The sequence below is a fragment of the Campylobacter sp. BCW_4321 genome (assembly GCF_001763075.1).
Classification (GTDB): Bacteria; Campylobacterota; Campylobacteria; order Campylobacterales; family Campylobacteraceae; genus Campylobacter_D; species Campylobacter_D jejuni.
On record NZ_MJYA01000022.1, the window covers coordinates 1 to 18,594 of the forward strand.

Sequence of the window (18,594 nt, forward strand, 5' to 3'; positions counted from 1 at the left end):
TTTGGATAGCTGCAAGTGGAGAGAGATATTTTGATACGATGAAATAAAGGAGGATGACGCTAATAATACTTGTAAAAATAACAATCGCAGTTTGTATAAATGCAATTTTATAAACTGGAGCTTCTATTTGTTCTACTGGTTCTCCAACGCAAGCAGTATAAATTCCAGAAACTTTTGCACACACAGCAAATCTTTCACTATTATCTTTTGGTCTAGTATACTCAAAAGGTTCAAAATCTTTCTTGGTTTTTGCAAGATTTGCAATTGCACTAATATCATAACCTTGTTGTAAAAGAGCTTTGTCTGTAGAAACAAATACTTTATTTTCTTCATCAAATACAAAAGTTCTACCTGGTAAATTTTCAAATTCAGCTTGCAAATCTGCTGCAAGAACATCTACGGCCAAAACTCCTATAAATTTACCATCTTTATAAAGCGGAATAGAATATGTAAAGCAAGGTAAATTTGTAGTTACATCAATATAAGATGGGGTAATATAAAGTTTATTTGTTTTAACTGCTTCTATATAATATTCTCTTGTTCTAGCATCATAATTATCAGCTTTTCCATAAGTTCCAAAATCTAAATTTTTAGCATCAGAGTCTGGATCGCTTACAACAAGTTCGCCACTTGGTTGAGCAATATAAACTGCTAAGAATCTTCCAGCATCTCTAAAATTCTTTAAATCTTTTCCAACATAATGCATTAAAGCATCTTGACTATCTAACTGTTCTACAGGATGCTTTAAAATACTTTTAGCCAAACTTTCAAGAGCTAAAGAATTTCTTGCCTTAAAAGACTCCATAGAATTTTTAGCCGTTTTAACATAATTTATTTCAGCATTCACAACTTCATGAAAAATTGCTTGCTTTACAAATATAAATGTTACAACACCTAAAATTATCAAACACACTACTGCGATTAAATTTGCAATCAGTGAAACCTTCAATTTTACGCTTTTCATAATTTAAGCGCTCCTTTCTAATATTATTTTATAGGGATATTTACATAAAGTTTTATAATTATAAATTAAAAAATTTAAATTTTTACTTAAATTTAAAAGTTATAAAAAATTAATTTAATTAATATTAAATTAATTTATATTTATTATTTTTATTTAAAGTAATATCGCTTCGAAAATTCTATGTATTAAGCTTAATATCGTTATAATTTAGAAAAATTTATATCGAAGGAAATATTTTGAAAAAAATTATATTATTTATCTTATCTTTAGGGATATTTTATACTTTCACACAAGCTAAAAACTTCGAACAAGATCAAAATAACAACAGCAATTTAGTTAGTGTCAGTATAGCACCTCAAGCATTTTTTGTTAAAAAAATAGCTGCAAATACTCTAGATATCAATGTTATTTTGCCCCCAAATAGCAATGAGCATAATTTTGAATTTAAACCAAGCACTATGAAAAAACTTGAAAAAAGTGATATTTATTTCACCATGGGCTTAGAATTTGAGAAAGTTTTTACGGATAAATTTAAACAAAATTTTCCAAAACTTCAAGTTGTAAATATGCAAAAAAACATAGCTTTAATTCAAACTCATGACACTCACGAACACTCTCATGAACATGAGCATTTTGATCCTCATACTTGGTTAGATCCTATTTTAGTCCAAACTATGGCTTTAAATATTTATGACACCTTAATTCAAAAATATCCACAAAATAAAAATTTATATAAACAAAATTTAGATAAATTTTTAGCAGAATTAGATAGTTTAAATTTACAAATTGCCTCAAAATTAGAAAAATTAAAAAATAGAGAATTTGTAGTTTATCATCCTTCTTGGACATATTTTGCAAAACGCTATAATCTTACGCAAATTCCTGTAGAAATTTTAGGCAAAGAACCAAAAAGCAAAGATTTGCAAAACCTTATTACTCTAATAAAAGATAAAAATTTAAAAGTCATTTTTGTTCAAAATGGATTCCCTGAAAATGCAGCAAAAACACTTGCTAAAGAATGTAATGTAAAAATTTACAAAATAGATCATTTATCTTATGATTGGGAAAATGAGCTTTTAAAAACTGCTGATGCCTTTTCTCATAATTTATAATCAGGCTTTTTGATGCTTTTTTTTGAAATTTCTAATCTAAACTACGCTTATGACAATGAAATCATCTTAAAAAATATCAATCTTAGCTATGACAATAAAGACTTTCTCTCTATCATAGGTCCAAATGGCGCAGGAAAATCAACACTCGTAAAACTTATCTTAGGACTTTTAAAATCCAAAAATAAAATCCATTTCAAAGCTCTTCAAAGAAAAGAAATAGGCTATGTTCCTCAACACACTCTAGCCAATCCTAATTTTTGTCCAAGAGTGCTTGAAATCGTTCTTATGGGACTTTTAAGTAAAAAAATTTTTGGTTTTTATGGGAAAAAAGATAAAGAAAAAGCTATGCAAGCTTTAAGAAGCGTAGGAATGGAAAAATTTTGGAACAAAACAATTGATTCTCTAAGCGGAGGACAAAGACAACGTGTTTTTATCGCAAGAGCCTTAGCTAGTGAATGTAAGATGCTTATTTTAGATGAACCTACCGCAAGCGTTGATAACAAGTCTGCTATACAAATTTTTGAACTTCTAAGCTCTTTACACCAAAAAGGCATGGGAATTTTACTCATTTGTCACGATATCAACCTTGTATTAGCTTATAGCGATAAAATTGCACATTTAAACAAAGAACTTTTCTTGCATACCAACACTAAAGAAAAAGAAAAAAGTTCATTTTTAAAACATTTATACGAAAACCACTCTCATTTTTGTGATGTAGAAATGAGTTTAAATACTTGTTTTTGTGATGAAGAAAATTGCGATAGTAAAAAACTATGCGAACAAGAATTTACAAGAAGAAATTTGAAAAAAACAGAATTTAAAAAAGAAAATTTTTGTTTAAAATTTTCAAAGGAAAATAATGCTTGAAATTTTAAATTTCACCTTTTTTCAAAACGCTTTACTAGGAGCGATTTTAGTTAGTATAGCTTGTGGGATCATAGGTACTTTGGTGATGATAAATCGCCTTTTTTCTATGGCTGGAGGTATAACACATGGAGCTTTTGGTGGTATAGGTATAGCTTTTTATTTCTCTTTACCTATTTTATTAAGCACGGGAATATTTACTTTATTTTTGGCTTTTTTAGTAGCTTTTTTAGCTAAACACTATGAACACAGAAGTGATAGTATTATCGCTGTAATCTGGGCTTTTGGAATGGCTGTTGGGATTATTTTAATCGATTTAAGCCCTAGTTATAACACAGATTTAATGGCTTATCTTTTTGGAAGTATTTTAGCTGTAGGAACACAAGATTTATGGCTTATGGCTTTGGTTGATAGCGTGGTGGTTCTTTTGATCTTTTTATTTTATAGACAATTTGAAGCATTAAGCTTTGATACGGAATTTGCAAAAGTTCGTGGTATCAATACAAGTTTTTTTCATTATCTTTTAATCGCCCTTATGGCTTTTTGTATAGTTATTTCTATACGCCTTGTAGGGCTTATTTTGGTTATGGCTTTGCTTAGTATCCCAAGCTTTATTGCTGAAAATTTCACTAAAAGACTTGGCTTTATCATGATTTTGGCAAGTTTTTTAAGTATGATTTTTTGTGTTTTAGGACTTATACTTAGCTATTATCTTAATCTCTCAAGCGGTGCTTGCATCATAGCTGTAGCTTGTTTTAGTTTTTTAGTGCATTTGATAGGCAAATTTTTAAAAAGGTAAAGGTGCAAAACACACTTGCACTTTTATATCTTTTTGCCCTTGTTCTTTAAAATACAAATGTTCGCTTGCTTTAAAAACAAAAAATTTTTCTGCGATTTTTCTTTGTAAATCTTGAGTTTTTTCACATAAAGGATACACAAGTTTAATATCATAAATTTTAAATTTGCAAGCATAAGCAAACATTTGATATAAATCGCTTTGTTCTATGCCCTGCTTTTTATCTTCATCACTATCTGGAATTTTCCACTTGGTATCTAAAATCATTTTATTTTCTATATATAAATCAGGCTTTAACATGAAACAATTTTCATCATTTTTTGAGATTAAATACTTTCCATTGTTTTGAACTTTAATATCTTGAGTTGGATTTGCTTTTTTTAGCATATAAGCTACATAATCTTCAAAAATTTTCTCCATAGGAAAAAGCAAAGCAAAAGCTTCATTTTTACCATGATAAGGCATAAAACTTTCATTTTTTAAGAAAATTTTACACCACAAAAGCAAGTTTTCATAATAATCAAAATGTCTTGAAATTTTATAACTAAAATCTTTTTCATAATTTTTAGAAAATTCTACCTCATCGAGCATTTGCATAGATTTTATAAGTCTAAATTTATTCAAACTTGTTTTGGATTTTAAAAAATTTAGCGTTGATTTTATCAAACGATTGGGTGCTATATCTAAAACAAACTCATCATTGCTTGTAAAAAATCTTTCTTTGTGTATCAAATTTTGCTTGATATGCTTGTTAAATAGTAATTTTCCCTTTAAAAAAGCCCTATTTTCTTCGCAACTTAGATAAGATCTCATCAAGCCTTTTTTATACACGCTATCAAATTCATCTAAAAACATAGTGATAAACACTTCAAATAAAGGAATTTTAGAACTTTGCAAAGATGAAATTTGCGATTTTTTAAAGGGGGAGTTTTTTAAGGTTTTTAGCATATTTATCAAAAGATTTTTGGGATTAAATTTAAAATCTTTTTCATAAAAATCATTATTTTTAGAAATATTGTCTAATTCATAGTATCTTTTTAGTTTTTCTTTATCGTGATTTGAAGAGCTATCTTCTTTTTTATAGCTATCTAAATTCGTGCATTTTGGCAAGATCTCCAAAACCCCACTTTTAGTCTGTATAATGCCGACATAATTTTTAGCTTTTAAGGTATTTTTATTTTTAAAGCCTAGAAGATTTTCATTATTTTTTGCAAAATCTTCTAGCTCTTTATAAAACCCTTCGGCCTTTTCTTTGAAAATTTCTTTTAAATCTTCTTTAGAAAAAGCTTGGTGTTCGATGATGGAAAAAGTGCTATTCATTTTCGTTTTTTAATTTATTTGCTATTTCATCATTATAAATTGCTTGATATATTTCTATTTTATCCCAAATTTTATCATCAAATGAAGCAATATTATAAATACTTCTCTCGCTATTAACACTATCTAGATTTTTTATTTTTTGAAGATATTTATCATCTTTTTTATCTTCAAAAATCATACCATTATCATTTAAAACCGCATTAATCAAAGCATAATCATTATAAAAATACTCTTGCAAAAGCGGGATAATTTTGTTTTGAAAAATACTTTTTAAATCATTTAAATTTTCAACACCTATAAAAAATGCGTGTCCTATGGTTTTTTCTCTATCTAGTAAATATTCTATACGAGTGTTTATAGCTTTTAATAATTCTTGTAAATTAATACCTTCGCAATCCATAGATAATTTGCTCACATCAGGCATCATCTCAATAAATTCAAAGCGTCTTCGCAAAGCTGTATCAAGAGAAGTTATGCTTCTATCGGCTGTATTCATAGTGCCTATGATATAAACATTTTTAGGCACTCCAAATTTTTCACCGCTATAAGGCAAAGTCACTTTTAACTCTTCTTTTTCACCTATCCTTTTACTAGGCTCTATCAAGGTTATAAGCTCACCAAAAATCTTACTTACATTACCACGATTAATCTCATCTATGATGATTATATAAGGTTTTAAAGAATTATCATTGTTTTTATTATTTTCAATCTTTGCAGTTAATTGTTTTTCATATGCTTTAAATTTTTTCACTAAATTAAAGTAATAAGTATGAGTTCTATCAGCATAATCTCTATTAAATACCTTTTTAAACATTTCAGTAGCATTGTTAAATTCATCTTTGCATTTTAATAACTCCATAAATATAGATAAATTTAAATTAAAAATTCCATCGAATCTCTCTATGCCTTCACTATAAATCACAATTGTTTTATTATCAATTTCAATAACAAAGAAATTTCCACCCTTTGTTTTACCAATAGGCTCATTTGTTTCCAAAAGCCAATTTAAAAAATTTTCAACCTTTTCTTTTAATTCTATTTTTTTATTCAACTCATCTGCATTTAAGATACTATTCTCATAATTATCCAAAGCTTTTTCGCAAAGTTCTTTAAAAATTCCATCTTTTATTTCATATTCTATTTCTTTAGAATTTTCTTCACTATCTATGCGAGGCTTTATACCTTCTACAAATTCTTCATATCCATAGCTTTGATGAAAAGTAGTAAATACTATTTGTCCCTTTTTGACATACTCATCAAATTTTGCTTTTTTGTCATCTCTACTTTCTAAATTTTTGCCCAAAATTTCCAAAGCTTTATCTATAGTATGATAAGTTTTTCCTGTCCCTGGAGACCCATAAAAAATTTGATTTAAGGGTATAATTTTCATATTTGATTCCTCAGATTGCACTCTTTCAGTTATAAAAATATCTTGTTCATAATAATCAATCAAAAAAGCTCTATAATAATTCAATGCACTAGAATTGCTGTTTTTTAACTTAAATTCTTCATTTTTATTTAATTTATTTATATTTTGATCAAAACTAAATAAATCACAACTATATAGATTTTCTTTTAAAAATTCTTTTGATATATTTTCTATAACTTGAATATATTTATTTATAGTATTTTTATCTAATTTCTTTTTATTTAAATATTCACTAAATAAATTTTTCATTTTATCTATATAATTTTGACTATTCATGCCATATTTATTCCATAAAGGAATAGCTATATTTTCTATCATTTTAACTAATGATAAATTTTTATTCTCTAATAATTTTTTATGTATTTGATATATTTTTAATTTTTCTTTAAATTCATTTAAAGATATTAAATCTAAAACATTTTTAGAAAAAATATTAACTATTTTTATATTCTTTACATCTTGATAATGAAAAGCTATTTTCCATTTAATTGCATCCCCAAAATCTATTTTTTCTATAGTTTTTAAATTATTATCTTGACTTGCTTGTATTATTTGTATGATTTTTTCTTTGATATTATTAAATGCTTCATTTTCATTATTGCCATATTTAGCAATCCAAGCATAATTTTGACTATATAATCTACCACTAGAAGATTCTTTCTGACTTTCATCATTTCTTCTATATATACCAAATTTAAAAGCTGAGCCACCCCAAATACTTCCTAGATTATCCAATTTGCTTTCTATCCAAAAAGTAAAATCATCTCTATTTGGATTATCTTTTTTAATGTTAGTATATTCTTCAAGAGTCATATTTTTAACTTTTTCTAAAGTCCATACTTCTTGAAAATTTAAAAAGCCATCAAGCATTTCTTGTAATTTTTTTTCATCTAAATTCCACATTACCAAATCCTTAAATTATGCTATTTTAAATCATATTTAAATTTCCTACCACTCTACAAAAGTTCTAGCTTTTTTAATATCTGCAATTTCTATACTGATTTTTTCTTCTGAGTCTTCTATAAGAATGCGTTCATTTTTGACTTCTAAAAGTGTGCCTTGAAATTTTTCTTTTTCATTGGTTGTGATCTTCACAAGTTCACCTATACTTTTAGCAAAGTGTTCTATCTTACTCAGTTTTCTTTCAAGTCCTGGTGAAGATACTTCTAAAAAATACTCTCCATTTACAGGTGGTTCTACATCAAAAATAGGCGATAAAATTTCACTAAGCCTTGCACAATCATCAAGATTTACCCCGCCTTCTTTTTGCACATAAATTCTATAAATTTTTCTGCCATTTTCACTTACTAGCTCATCATCATAAAAACTAAGTCCTGCTTCTTTGCAAAGGGCTTCAAGATTCATTTTTATCCTTTTTTATTTTTTCAAAAAGTGCATCCATATGGTTTTGATACTCGAGCCTATCATCAAATTTAAAGTGAAAATTCGGACACCTATACCAGCCCTGCTCACTCATGCAGTAATTTTGCAAAGCTCTACTTGCCTTTTTTAAAGAAGATAAAATTTTTTCTTGCTCATGAACATTAAAAAACATCTTATCAAGATACACAAAAGCATCATATCTGCCTTTTTTACACTCTACATCCACTACACACAAATTTTTCAAATTTTCATCATCTAAATTTGCTAAAGCTTCAGGGATCAGCTCTTTTAAGATACTTTCAGTGCGTAGTTTTTTAATCTCACTTGGGTTCATAGACTTGCTTGTTCCTCTACTTCTTTATAGCTTTCTATATAATCACCCACTCTCATATCATCACACCCTTCTATACCTACGCCACACTCATAGCCTTTTGCCACTTCTTTAGCATCATCTTTAAAGCGTTTAAGCGAGCTTACATTTCCTTCATAAACCACAACTCCGTCACGGATAAGGCGAATTTTAGCTCCACGGTTAATCACCCCTTCAGTTACCATACAACCTGCAATTTGTCCGATTTTTGGCACATTGATCACTTGTCTAATCTCTGCTTGTCCTAATTGCTCTTCAGAAATAATCGGACTCATCATACCACCAAGCAAGGCTTTTACATCGTCTAAAAGATTATAAATCACATTATAGGTTTTAATTTCTACGCCTTTATCCTTAGCACGCTCTTTAACTTCCCCTGTTGGGCGTATGTTAAAACCTAGTACTATAGAGTTTTCACTCGCACTTGCAAGCTCTATATCACTTTGTGTGATCCCTCCTACCCCGCTATGAATGATATTCACTTTAATCTCATCATTTCTAAGTTTTTCTAAACTTGCTTTTAAGGCTTCTAAAGATCCTTGTACATCAGCTTTTAAAATAACAGGCAAGGCTTTTAGATTACCTTCTTTGATCTTAGCTCCAAGCTCATCAATGCTAACTTTAGTAGATTTACTAAGTTCTTTTTGGCGATTGTATTCGTGGCGTTTATTAGCGTATTCTCTTGCTTCTTTATCGGTTTTTACTGCGATTAAAATTTCACCTGCATCTGCTACTTCGCTAAGCCCTACGATAACCCCACATTCGCCTGGTTTGATTTCTTTTAAAGCTTTACCTTGATCATCACTCATCGCACGCACTTTTCCATAAGCCTCACCTGCAACCACAGTACTTCCTACAGTAAGTGTTCCATTTTGCACGATGATAGTAGCTACCGCACCACGCCCTTTTTGCACAGAACTTTCTATAATACTTGCTTTAGCAAAACTTTTTGGATTGGCTTTAAGTTCTAAAATATCAGCTTGTAAAAGCACGATCTCAAGCAAATCTTCAATCCCCATTCCTGTTTTAGCCGAAACCCCTACAAATTCATAAGATCCGCCCCATTCTACTGGCATGATTTCCATTTCTGCGAGTTGAGTTTTTACCATATCAGGATTTGCTGCTTCTTTATCCATTTTGTTAATAGCAATAATAATAGGCACACCTGCTGCCTTGGCATGATTTATCGCTTCTTTGGTTTGTGGTTTTACCCCATCATCTGCGGCCACAACAATGATTACAATATCAGTGATACTTGCACCCCTTGCACGCATAGCAGTAAAAGCTTCGTGACCTGGGGTATCGATAAAAGTAATTTTACGTCCATTTTTTTCTACCATATAAGCACCCACGTGCTGAGTAATACCCCCTGCTTCACCACTTGCAACGCGTGATTTTCTGATATAATCTAGCAAAGAAGTTTTACCATGATCAACATGCCCCATGATGGTAATCACAGGTGCTCTAGTCACTAAATCTTTTTCATCAGTCTCTTCTTCATAGTCTTTTACATAATCAAACTCATCAGCCTCGTTAATGATATTGATCTCTATACCAAATTCAGCAGCCAAAATTTCAATCGCATCTTCATCTAAGAAATCATTTTTTGTTGTCATCATTCCAAGCATGAAAAGTTTTGAAATCACTTCACTAGTGCTTTTTCCTATCTTATCAGCGAATTCATACACACGAATTTCTTTAGAAATAGAAACACTACTTACTTCTTCTACTTCCTTTTTTTCAATCTTTTTAGGTGGTTTTTTACGACTTCTTCTTTGAATTCCACCTTCAAGCCCAAAACCCGCAGAATTTCCAACAGCTTGTCTTATAAAATTAGGTTGTTTTTTATTGATATTTTGTGGTTTTTCTTGTTCTTTTACACTAAAATCAGGTAACACTACCTCATCTTCATCATCTAAAGAAATATCACCAAAATCATGTTCATCTAAAAAATTCATTTTTTCGGTACTTTCTTTTTTACTCGCAACAAAAGATTTTTTTTCTTTTTTCTTTTTCTTTAAACTCTCATCAGCATTTGAAAACATAGTTTTTAAACTTAAGCGCTCTTCATTATTGATAGATATATCATTTGAATTTTTTACTTCTTCTTTTTTAACTTGAATTTCTTCTTCGTCTTTTTTCTTTTTAACAATGACAAGTCCGCGTCTTTTGGCTAAAGTTGCACTAGCAAGGCTTTGTGGCTTATGAGTATCAATAATTTCTTGTTTTTCTTCCTCTTTTGCATTTTCTTTTTCAACTTTTAATTCTTCTTTTTTAACTTCTTTTTTAAGCTTTTCTTCTTTTTTAGGTTCTTTTTTTTCAGATTCATTTAGCTTTTCTTGTTCTTTTATATTTTCTTTTTTAGGCTTTTTTGCCGTAGGAGTTTTGATATTTTTCTTAAAAGCTTCTGGAATTTCTCTTGTTTGTATATACTCATAAATAGCTGCTGCGATCTCAGGCTCTACAGCATTTGATGCTGTTTTAATTCCAAGTCCTAATTCATTTGCCTTTTCAATAATTTCCTTACTATCATAACCTAATTCTTTTGCGATTTCATGAATTCTAATCTTTGCCATTTAAAAATATCTCCTTAAGTCCTTGCTGAGTAATTTTAGTATTTAAATTTTTACATATTTTAGAAAATGCTTTTTGTAAGATTTTATCTTCTTTCTCAATACAATTTTGACATAAATATCCGCTTCTTCCATGTTCTGCTTTAGGCACAATATCTCCTAAAACAACTTTAAATCTAAATAACATATTTTGCTCAAAGCGGTTTTTACACACTATGCACATTCTAATTGGTATATGTTTTTTCAAAATTATATCTTTTTTTTATATTTTTTAGCAAATTTCAAAGCCATTATCATCAAATTCTAAATATTGCACACGAAAATCTTTAAATTTTGTTTGCATTTTCTTTGCCAAAGCTAAAGCATCATCTTTAAAAGCTAAAGAAAAAAAGCTCGATCCCGAACCTGAAAGCGTACTCATTAAAGCTTTATTTTCTAAGGCAAATTTTTGCACTTCAAAAAGCTCGGGTAAGTTTTTCATACGATTGATTTCATGGAGCTTATCTTGACTTGCAAATTTTAAAAATTCATATTTTTTCTCCAAAAAACAAGCGGTTAAAAATGAAGCATGGGAAAGGTTGAAAACCGCATCATTAAAACTTAAATTTTTGGCCAAAGCTTGGCGTGATTGTTCCGTGCTCATTGCCAAATTTGGGATCACAACCACAGCAGCTAAATCTTTATCAATCTCTTTTTTGATGCTATAAACTTTATTTTTTTCAACCAAAGAACACACAAAACCACCAAGAGTAGCTGGAGCGATATTATCTGGATGGTTTTCGTAAATTAAAGCTTCATCTAAAATACGTTCTTTTTCTACCTTAAATCCACTCATATAATAAGCACTGGCAATAGCTCCAACAATCACAGCTGAAGAGCTTCCTAACCCTCTTGAAAGAGGAATGTTATTTTGAAAAATAAAACGAAAATTATCTTTTTTTCCGCTTAGTTTTTCATAAATTTCATAAAAAATATTTACAAATATATTGTTTTTTTTAAGAAAAATATTATCACTGCCCTCACCTCCAATACTAATGCTAAAAACACCTGATTTTTGGATTTGAGTTTCATTAAAAAGCTTTAAACTAAGTCCTAAACAATCAAAACCTGGCCCTAAATTCGCACTCGTAGCGGGAACTAAAATTTTCAAATTTCATCCTAAATTGCATCTAAAAAATAAAAGGGAAGATTATCATTATTTAGTTTAAGCTCTTGTAAATTTTTTGGTAAAAAAAACTCTGCTGGGATATTTTGCTCTAAACAAATTTCACCTTCCTTATATACAAAACAAAAATTTTTATTTGCACTTATGGGTTTATAGCCATTTAATTCAAAAGCACTCACCGCAAATAAAGGAATATTTTTTACTATACTTAAAGTACTCAAACTTACATAAGAAATTTTAATCCCCATATAAGAACCTGGACCATTAGCATAAATTAAACTTGTAAAATCATATTCTTTAAGCAATTCATCTAAAATTTTTGGTAAAAATTCGCTTGCTTTTTCTTCACTTTTATAAGTTTTTATAAGTTCATCATCTTGATAAATTCCGATCATTAAAGGCTTAGATAAAGCATTAAGCAAAAGAGAGGTTTTTATGCAAATACCTTTTCATAAGCTTTTTGGGTTGTTTTTTCAAGGCTTACAATTTCATAAGCATCTTTATCTTTTAAAACTTCTTTAGTAAGCAAATGATTTAAATGATGACTCCCAGCATATGAAGTATAATCTCCAAAAACACGATATCCAAGTAAAGTTAAATCTCCAATTGCATCTAAAATTTTATGTCTTACAAACTCATCTTTGAAACGCAAACCCTCAGGATTTAAAATACGATTTTCATCTACCACTATAGTATTTTCTAAACTTCCACCTAGTGCTAAATTCATACTCCTAAGAGCTTGAACATCTTTTAAAAAACCAAAAGTTCTAGCCCTTGCTATGTTTTCTATATAATTTTTTTTGCTAAATTCAAAATTGTAACTTTGTTCACCTATAACAGCATTGTCAAATTTAATTGTGTAATTAATACGGGGTTCTTTAGTAGGAGTTAAACGCACAAATTTATTACCATCTCTTACTTCTATAGGCTTTTTAATTACCATAATTTTTTTAGGCGCATCAAGTTCTTTTACCCCTGCTTCATCAAGCATCATACAAAAACTAATACTTGATCCATCCATAACAGGAGCTTCATTTGCATTTAAAACTATGCGTACATTATCGATTCCATAAGCATTAATCGCACTCATTAAATGCTCTATTGTAGAAATAAATCCACGATCATCTCCTAAAACAGTTGCCATTTGAGTATTGATCACATTTTCAGGACTTGCCTTATAGCTTGCATTAAGATCGCTTCTAAAAAATACTATACCACTATTTGCTTCTAAAGGCTCTAAAGTAATTTCTATAGGTTCACCCTTATGAAGTCCTATACCTACGCCTTTGACAGTTTTTGCTAAAGTTAATTGTTTCATTAATTTTTTCCTAAAATTATCTTTTTACCATCATTTAAAACATTGTAAATATTATTTTCTATCCATTTTTTATCTTGCCATTGTTCAGGACGCGTTTCAACTCCTTGAACCAAAACTCCAAAATGCAAATGATCGCCTAAGGCTAACCCACTTGTTCCTGTTTTGCCTATAATACTTTGTTTATTAATCATTTCATCTAAATCAACATTTTTAGAAGAACAGTGCCCGTAAAGACTATAAACACCAAAACCATGATAAACAATTAAATTTAAACCGTAAATCCCATTTTCAGCAGCAAAAACAACCTTGCCCGCGTTATTACTTATGATAGGAGCTTGTGCTACGCTTGCTAGATCAAGCCCCATATGATAAGAATCACTCACAAATTGCCCATTATAAGAATAATACCTATGATCAGCAAAATCCGCTACTTTCATACCATTTTTAAGAGGTAAAAATAAATTCAAATCAAAATTATCAATTTTTTCCTCAGGTACTTTTGAAGTGATTTCATGGATAAGTTTTTCATTACTATTTCTTAAAGTTTCATTGACAAACTTAAATTTTTCATAACGATTGAAATTATTATCTTTTGGAGCGTATTGATTTGCTAAATTCTCAATCTTTCCATCTAAAAATTTATCCGTTAGATTGATATTTGAAACACGATATTTACGATTAACAAAATAATACCTTATACGTTCTTTTGAAATATTTCCCGCTTTATCCGTAGCGATAACAAATGCACGAAATTCCTCATCTCTTGCATCCCAAGCAATCAAAGCCGCATAATACCCTTCTTTTACATAAGGCGTAGCTTTAAAAATTTTACCTTTATTTGTCTCTATATATACCTTATCTAAATTAGCATCATCAGCCTTGAAAACAACAGCCCCAGCACCGCCTTGCTCGATTTGGTAAGAATTGCTTATGATATTGATTTTTGGAGCCGTATTATCTACTAATACCGCAATTTGTTTTCTTGCTTCATTACCACTAAAAAAATTCCAAAAACTAGAATCTTTAGCTATCACCTCCAAAACAAAAGATTTTACATTTTCTTTGTAACCAAATTTTGGCAAAGCAACTTGTAAGGTAATATCTTTTAAATTAGAAATCTTTTCATCTGCTATAACCATTGCACTAGTATTGTCGTCTTTATGCAATATAATTTGTACATTTTTGATAGAACTTTCATCATCTTTAACATGCACTAAAATAGGTTTTTTAAGATCAGTATATACAACATCTGGCATTAAAATTTGAGGAGGATTTTTTTCAAAAATACTTAATCTTGAAATAAAAAAAATCAAAATTGCTATTAAAACTAAAATTAAAACAGATAAATAAGTTTTGCCTTTTCTTTTTGCCATAACCTTCCTTAAAAATTTTCGATGTTTTTGTTGTTTTTAGTATAAATTCTATTATATTTTCAGTAAATATCTAGCAAATTTATAAAATTTCTCTTAGAGTATTAGCCTGTTTCATCCATTCTCTTAATTCATCGTTTTTATCTAATTGTATCATTTGTTTACATCTCTCTAATTCTTGTTGAAAAAAATCAATAGAACTTAATAAGTTATCTTTATTTTGTAAAAAAATACTTTCCCACATTTGTGGTGATGATTTGGCAATTCTGCTCATACCTTTAAAAGATCCTCCAGCCAAATGAACAATATTTCTTTTATCCTCTTCTTTCATTACAAAATTAGCCAAAGAAAAACTTATAACATGAGGCAAATGAGAAATAATAGCAGCATGATGATCATGGGCTTTACTATCCATAAAAACAATTTTCATCCCTAAATGAGAAAAAATTTCTACTGCTCTTTTTTGATGCAAATCATCAGCTATTTCACTATCGCAAAGAACACAAACTGCATCTTTATAAAGCTCTTTAAAAGCCGCTTTTGGACCTGAATTTTCAGTTCCTGTCATAGGATGAGCAAAAAGAGTTTGTTTGATTAAATTCTTAGGCAAACTTTCTATAATTTTTCTTTTTGTACTTCCAAGCTCTATAATTGTTACATTAGAAGGCAAATCAACTAACTTTTGCAAAATTTCTATAATAGCATTAACAGGAGTTGCGACAAAAATCATATCACATAAAGCTAAATCTTTAAATTCTATAAGCTCATGAATAAGACCTAATCGCAGGGCATCTTTTTCATTTTCTTTACTTAAATCCATACCATAAACACAAGAAATAAGCTTATTTTCTTTCAAACAAAGCCCTAAAGATCCACCCATAAGCCCAAGCCCTATAATTGCTATTTTCATACTTTCTACCTTAGTTTTTTTGTTAAATTTTTTTTGCTATTATACAGCTTTTAATAAAGCTTTAGGTAAAAAATCAATGAAAAAACATCTTATTAGTATTTGTGCTTTAGTTGCTATAGCCAATGCAGCAACCATTAAGGATATTAAATTTATCGGATTAAACCACTTATCAAATACAAGTGCCATAAATATTACAGGGCTTAAAATAGGAGAAGAAATAAATCCTGCAAAAATCAACACTGCTATTCTTAATCTTTATAAACAAAATTATTTCGAAAATATTGCAGTAGAAAACAACAATGGAATTTTGGAAATTATAGTTACTGAAAAACCAACTATAGCAAAGGTTACTATCACAGGTATAGCTTCAAATGATAGAAAACAAGTTGAAAGTATTTTAGGGATTAAAAGAGGTACGCTACTTGATGAAGGAAGTATAAAAGAAGCTATTGAACGCATTAAAGCTTATTATGAAGCAAAAAGTTACTTTGATACTATTGTAGAATACAAAAAAAAGACTTTAGAAAATACCGATGGGTTAGAGCTTGAATTTATAGTAAATCGTGGTGAAAATATCATTATTGATAATGTTCATTTAAGTGGAGCCAAGAAATTTTCATATTCTGATATAGAACCTTCAATTGTCAATAAAGAAAAAGAATTTATGGGTTGGATGTGGGGACGCAATGATGGAAAATTAAAAGTTTTTGAGCTTAGCAATGATAGTTCAAGAATTGCTGATGAGTACATGAAAAAAGGATATTTAGATGTTCAAGTATCTCCTCCTTATCTTAAAACCTACACAGATACTTATCAAGCAAATTTGACTTATTTTATCAAAGAAGGAAAGCCTTATAAAATTAAAAGTATAAACATAGAAAATCCTTTATTTGATGATAAACAAAATGCACAAACCGTAAAAGATTTAAGATCAAGCGCTGGCAAAACTATCAATATTGAAGACATTAGAAAAGATGTTAAAACCATAGAAACACAAAGTGCTGATTTAGGTTATGCGTTTGTAGAAGTCTATCCTGATATTCAAAAAAATGATCAAACTCAAGAAGCTACTGTTGTATTTAAAGTAATCCCTCACGATAAAGTTTATATAAGAAATGTTATTATTTCAGGAAATTCACGCACTGTAGATCGCGTCATACGCCGAGAATTATATATAACAGAAGGTAATTTATACAATAGAACAGACTTAAGCGAGTCAAAAAATGCTTTAAAAAGAACTTCTTATTTTGACGATGTGAATATCAAAGAAGAAAAAGTTGACGATACACATATTGATTTGATTGTTGATGTTAAAGAAGCTTCTACAGGAGCTATTTCTGGAGGCATTGGCTATGGATCAAGCGATGGTATTTTACTTAATGCTTCTTTATCAGATACAAATATTTTTGGTTCAGGGATAAAAAGCTCTGTAAGCGTAGATAAAAGCGATGATACCTTATCAGGAAGGATTAGTCTCATAAATCCACGCGTTCTTGATAGTCAATATAGCCTAGGTGGAACACTTTATTCAAATGACTATGAATGGGATAATTATTCAGAAAAAAATTACGGCTTTGATATAACAGTTGGACGCCAATTTGCAAGATACTATAATGTAAGCTTAACTTATAATCTTGAACAAAGCGATATTTATCACTTAAGTCCAAATCTTTTAAGAACAGGATATGAACTTGGCAAAAGTATTAAAAGCTCTATAACTCCAGCAATCACCTTTAACAATACAGATGATTATTATCTGCCACGATCAGGTATCATTGCTTCAACTAGTTTAGAATACGCTGGACTTGGCGGAGATCAAGAATTTATTTCATCAAGCTCTAAATTTAACTTTTATCAAGGTTTGCAAGACTATATAGGATATGATCTTATTTATCGCTACAAAGCAAGCTTTTATAAAGTATGGAATGAAGGTTATTTACCAATTAACCAAAGAATTTATTTAGGTGGTATTAGATCGATACGCGGTTTTGAAAGCAGAACAGTAAGCCCTAAAAACCAATGGGGAGATGAAGTGGGAGGAACCATAGCTTTTGCCAATTCCGTAGAACTTAGTTTTCCTTTGATTGATAGAATTAAACTTCGTGGTAGCGTGTTTTTTGATTATGGTATGATAGGACGCAAAAATTTAGATGAAATAAAAAGAATGAGTACAGGTATAGGCATTGAATGGATTACACCAATTGGACCTTTACAACTTGTATTTGCCAAACCTCTTAATGATAAAAAAGGTGATGATACTAACAGTTTTGAATTTAATCTTGGAACACGCTTTTAATGAAAGAATTTTTAGATGCTTGCTTGAATGCAAATTTGCAAATACGCAAGTATCTAAACAATATCCCACAAAATGATCTTAAACTTTGCTCTAAATTAGGCTATGATGAAAATCAAGGCTATGAGCTTGACTTAAAATGTGAACAAATTTTCATAAAATATCTTAGTTGTTTTGGGCAAATTTTTTCTGAAGAAAGTGGCTTGATCGGGAAAGATAACCCAAAACAAATGATTCTTGATCCTTTGGATGGAAGTTCAAATTTTGTTTCTAAAATACCATTTTATGGAACTTCTATAGCTCTCATAGAAAAAGATCAGGCAAAAAGCGCTTTTGTTTGCAATCTTGTCAGTCAAGAAATTTTTGCTTTTAATAACAATCAAGCTTTTAAATCTAATCTTTTCGATCCAAAATACTCACCCTTAACACCTAATCTATTTTCTAAAATAGGTATAGTTGAAAAAATTTCACTTTATCCAGAACTTCTCGATTTTTTAACAAAAAATCAATTAAAATTTCGCTCTTTGGGCGCAACAGCTTTAAGTCTCGCTTATGCTTCGTATTTTAGTTTTGTATTAATTCTTGGAAAAACACGAATTTTTGATACAGTAGCTGCTTTAACAATTCATCAAAATTTATATATAGAAAAAAATGAAAATTTCCTTCTACTAAGCCAAGACAAGAAAATTTTTGATATAATCTTAAAATTTTTAAAAAATAATTAGGT

General features: G+C 29.5%; 17 protein-coding genes. 5 read left to right on the forward strand and 12 right to left on the reverse strand.

Annotation, left to right across the window (positions count from 1 at the left end; all coding sequences use genetic code 11):
* On the reverse strand, positions 1-964 hold a 964-nt coding region (locus tag AJN58_RS03820), incomplete at its 3' end, for a cache domain-containing protein (RefSeq protein ID WP_214283842.1).
* A 236-nt stretch (positions 965-1,200) separates the two neighbouring features.
* Between AJN58_RS03820 and AJN58_RS03825 the strand changes: the two genes are divergently transcribed.
* Genes AJN58_RS03825 through AJN58_RS03835 form a run of 3 tightly spaced genes read left to right on the forward strand, consistent with a single transcriptional unit; the run spans position 1,201 to position 3,739 of the window.
* Complete coding sequence (locus tag AJN58_RS03825) at positions 1,201-2,076, forward strand: metal ABC transporter solute-binding protein, Zn/Mn family (RefSeq protein WP_070233931.1); 876 nt, start codon at positions 1,201-1,203, stop codon at positions 2,074-2,076.
* A gap of 12 nt (positions 2,077-2,088) precedes the next feature.
* A complete protein-coding gene (locus AJN58_RS03830) occupies positions 2,089-2,943 on the forward strand; it encodes an ABC transporter ATP-binding protein (protein ID WP_070233933.1) in 855 nt (284 codons plus the stop codon).
* Positions 2,936-3,739, forward strand: coding sequence for a metal ABC transporter permease (locus AJN58_RS03835; protein ID WP_070291992.1), 804 nt, complete (start codon positions 2,936-2,938; stop codon positions 3,737-3,739). Before AJN58_RS03830 ends, AJN58_RS03835 begins: the two co-directional genes overlap by 8 nt.
* Here AJN58_RS03835 and AJN58_RS03840 read toward each other — a convergent pair.
* From AJN58_RS03840 to AJN58_RS03890, 11 genes are all read right to left on the reverse strand, one after another.
* A complete protein-coding gene (locus AJN58_RS03840; protein ID WP_070233935.1) occupies positions 3,728-5,056 on the reverse strand; it encodes an McrC family protein in 1,329 nt (442 codons plus the stop codon). The two genes, AJN58_RS03835 and AJN58_RS03840, sit on opposite strands and share 12 nt — an antisense overlap.
* Positions 5,049-7,388, reverse strand: a complete 2,340-nt coding sequence (locus AJN58_RS03845) for an McrB family protein (protein WP_070233937.1) — start codon at positions 7,386-7,388, stop codon at positions 5,049-5,051. The genes AJN58_RS03840 and AJN58_RS03845 overlap by 8 nt, the downstream gene beginning before the upstream one ends.
* A gap of 45 nt (positions 7,389-7,433) precedes the next feature.
* On the reverse strand, positions 7,434-7,850 hold the full coding sequence (gene rimP, locus AJN58_RS03850; RefSeq protein WP_070233940.1) for a ribosome maturation factor RimP: 417 nt from the start codon (positions 7,848-7,850) through the stop codon (positions 7,434-7,436).
* Positions 7,840-8,202: a 30S ribosome-binding factor RbfA gene (gene rbfA, locus AJN58_RS03855; protein ID WP_002778650.1), complete on the reverse strand. Its 363-nt coding sequence runs from the start codon at positions 8,200-8,202 to the stop codon at positions 7,840-7,842. The genes rimP and rbfA overlap by 11 nt, the downstream gene beginning before the upstream one ends.
* The gene (infB, locus tag AJN58_RS03860) at positions 8,199-10,814 is read right to left on the reverse strand and encodes a translation initiation factor IF-2 (RefSeq protein ID WP_052858947.1); all 2,616 of its coding nucleotides are present in this window, start codon (positions 10,812-10,814) and stop codon (positions 8,199-8,201) included. The genes rbfA and infB overlap by 4 nt, the downstream gene beginning before the upstream one ends.
* A complete protein-coding gene (locus tag AJN58_RS03865; protein WP_002870410.1) occupies positions 10,801-11,058 on the reverse strand; it encodes a DUF448 domain-containing protein in 258 nt (85 codons plus the stop codon). The genes infB and AJN58_RS03865 overlap by 14 nt, the downstream gene beginning before the upstream one ends.
* A gap of 24 nt (positions 11,059-11,082) precedes the next feature.
* Positions 11,083-11,961, reverse strand: a complete 879-nt coding sequence (gene thrB, locus AJN58_RS03870) for a homoserine kinase (protein ID WP_002857455.1) — start codon at positions 11,959-11,961, stop codon at positions 11,083-11,085.
* Positions 11,962-11,969: 8 nt separating this feature from the next.
* The gene (locus tag AJN58_RS03875; RefSeq protein ID WP_032599159.1) at positions 11,970-12,371 is read right to left on the reverse strand and encodes a tRNA threonylcarbamoyladenosine biosynthesis protein TsaB; all 402 of its coding nucleotides are present in this window, start codon (positions 12,369-12,371) and stop codon (positions 11,970-11,972) included.
* Between the two features lie 38 nt (positions 12,372-12,409).
* Positions 12,410-13,294, reverse strand: coding sequence for a UDP-3-O-acyl-N-acetylglucosamine deacetylase (gene lpxC / locus AJN58_RS03880; RefSeq protein WP_002859351.1), 885 nt, complete (start codon positions 13,292-13,294; stop codon positions 12,410-12,412).
* Entirely contained in the window at positions 13,294-14,667 is a 1,374-nt protein-coding gene (locus AJN58_RS03885) for a M23 family metallopeptidase (protein ID WP_070233941.1), read from the reverse strand. The genes lpxC and AJN58_RS03885 overlap by 1 nt, the downstream gene beginning before the upstream one ends.
* A 79-nt stretch (positions 14,668-14,746) precedes the next feature.
* Positions 14,747-15,574, reverse strand: a complete 828-nt coding sequence (locus AJN58_RS03890; protein WP_002860956.1) for a prephenate dehydrogenase — start codon at positions 15,572-15,574, stop codon at positions 14,747-14,749.
* A 76-nt stretch (positions 15,575-15,650) separates the two neighbouring features.
* Here AJN58_RS03890 and bamA point away from each other — a divergent pair, with 76 nt between their 5' ends.
* Entirely contained in the window at positions 15,651-17,870 is a 2,220-nt protein-coding gene (gene bamA, locus AJN58_RS03895) for an outer membrane protein assembly factor BamA (RefSeq protein WP_070233942.1), read from the forward strand.
* Complete coding sequence (locus AJN58_RS03900; RefSeq protein WP_070233943.1) at positions 17,870-18,592, forward strand: inositol monophosphatase family protein; 723 nt, start codon at positions 17,870-17,872, stop codon at positions 18,590-18,592. Before bamA ends, AJN58_RS03900 begins: the two co-directional genes overlap by 1 nt.
* Positions 18,593-18,594: the final 2 nt, after the last annotated feature.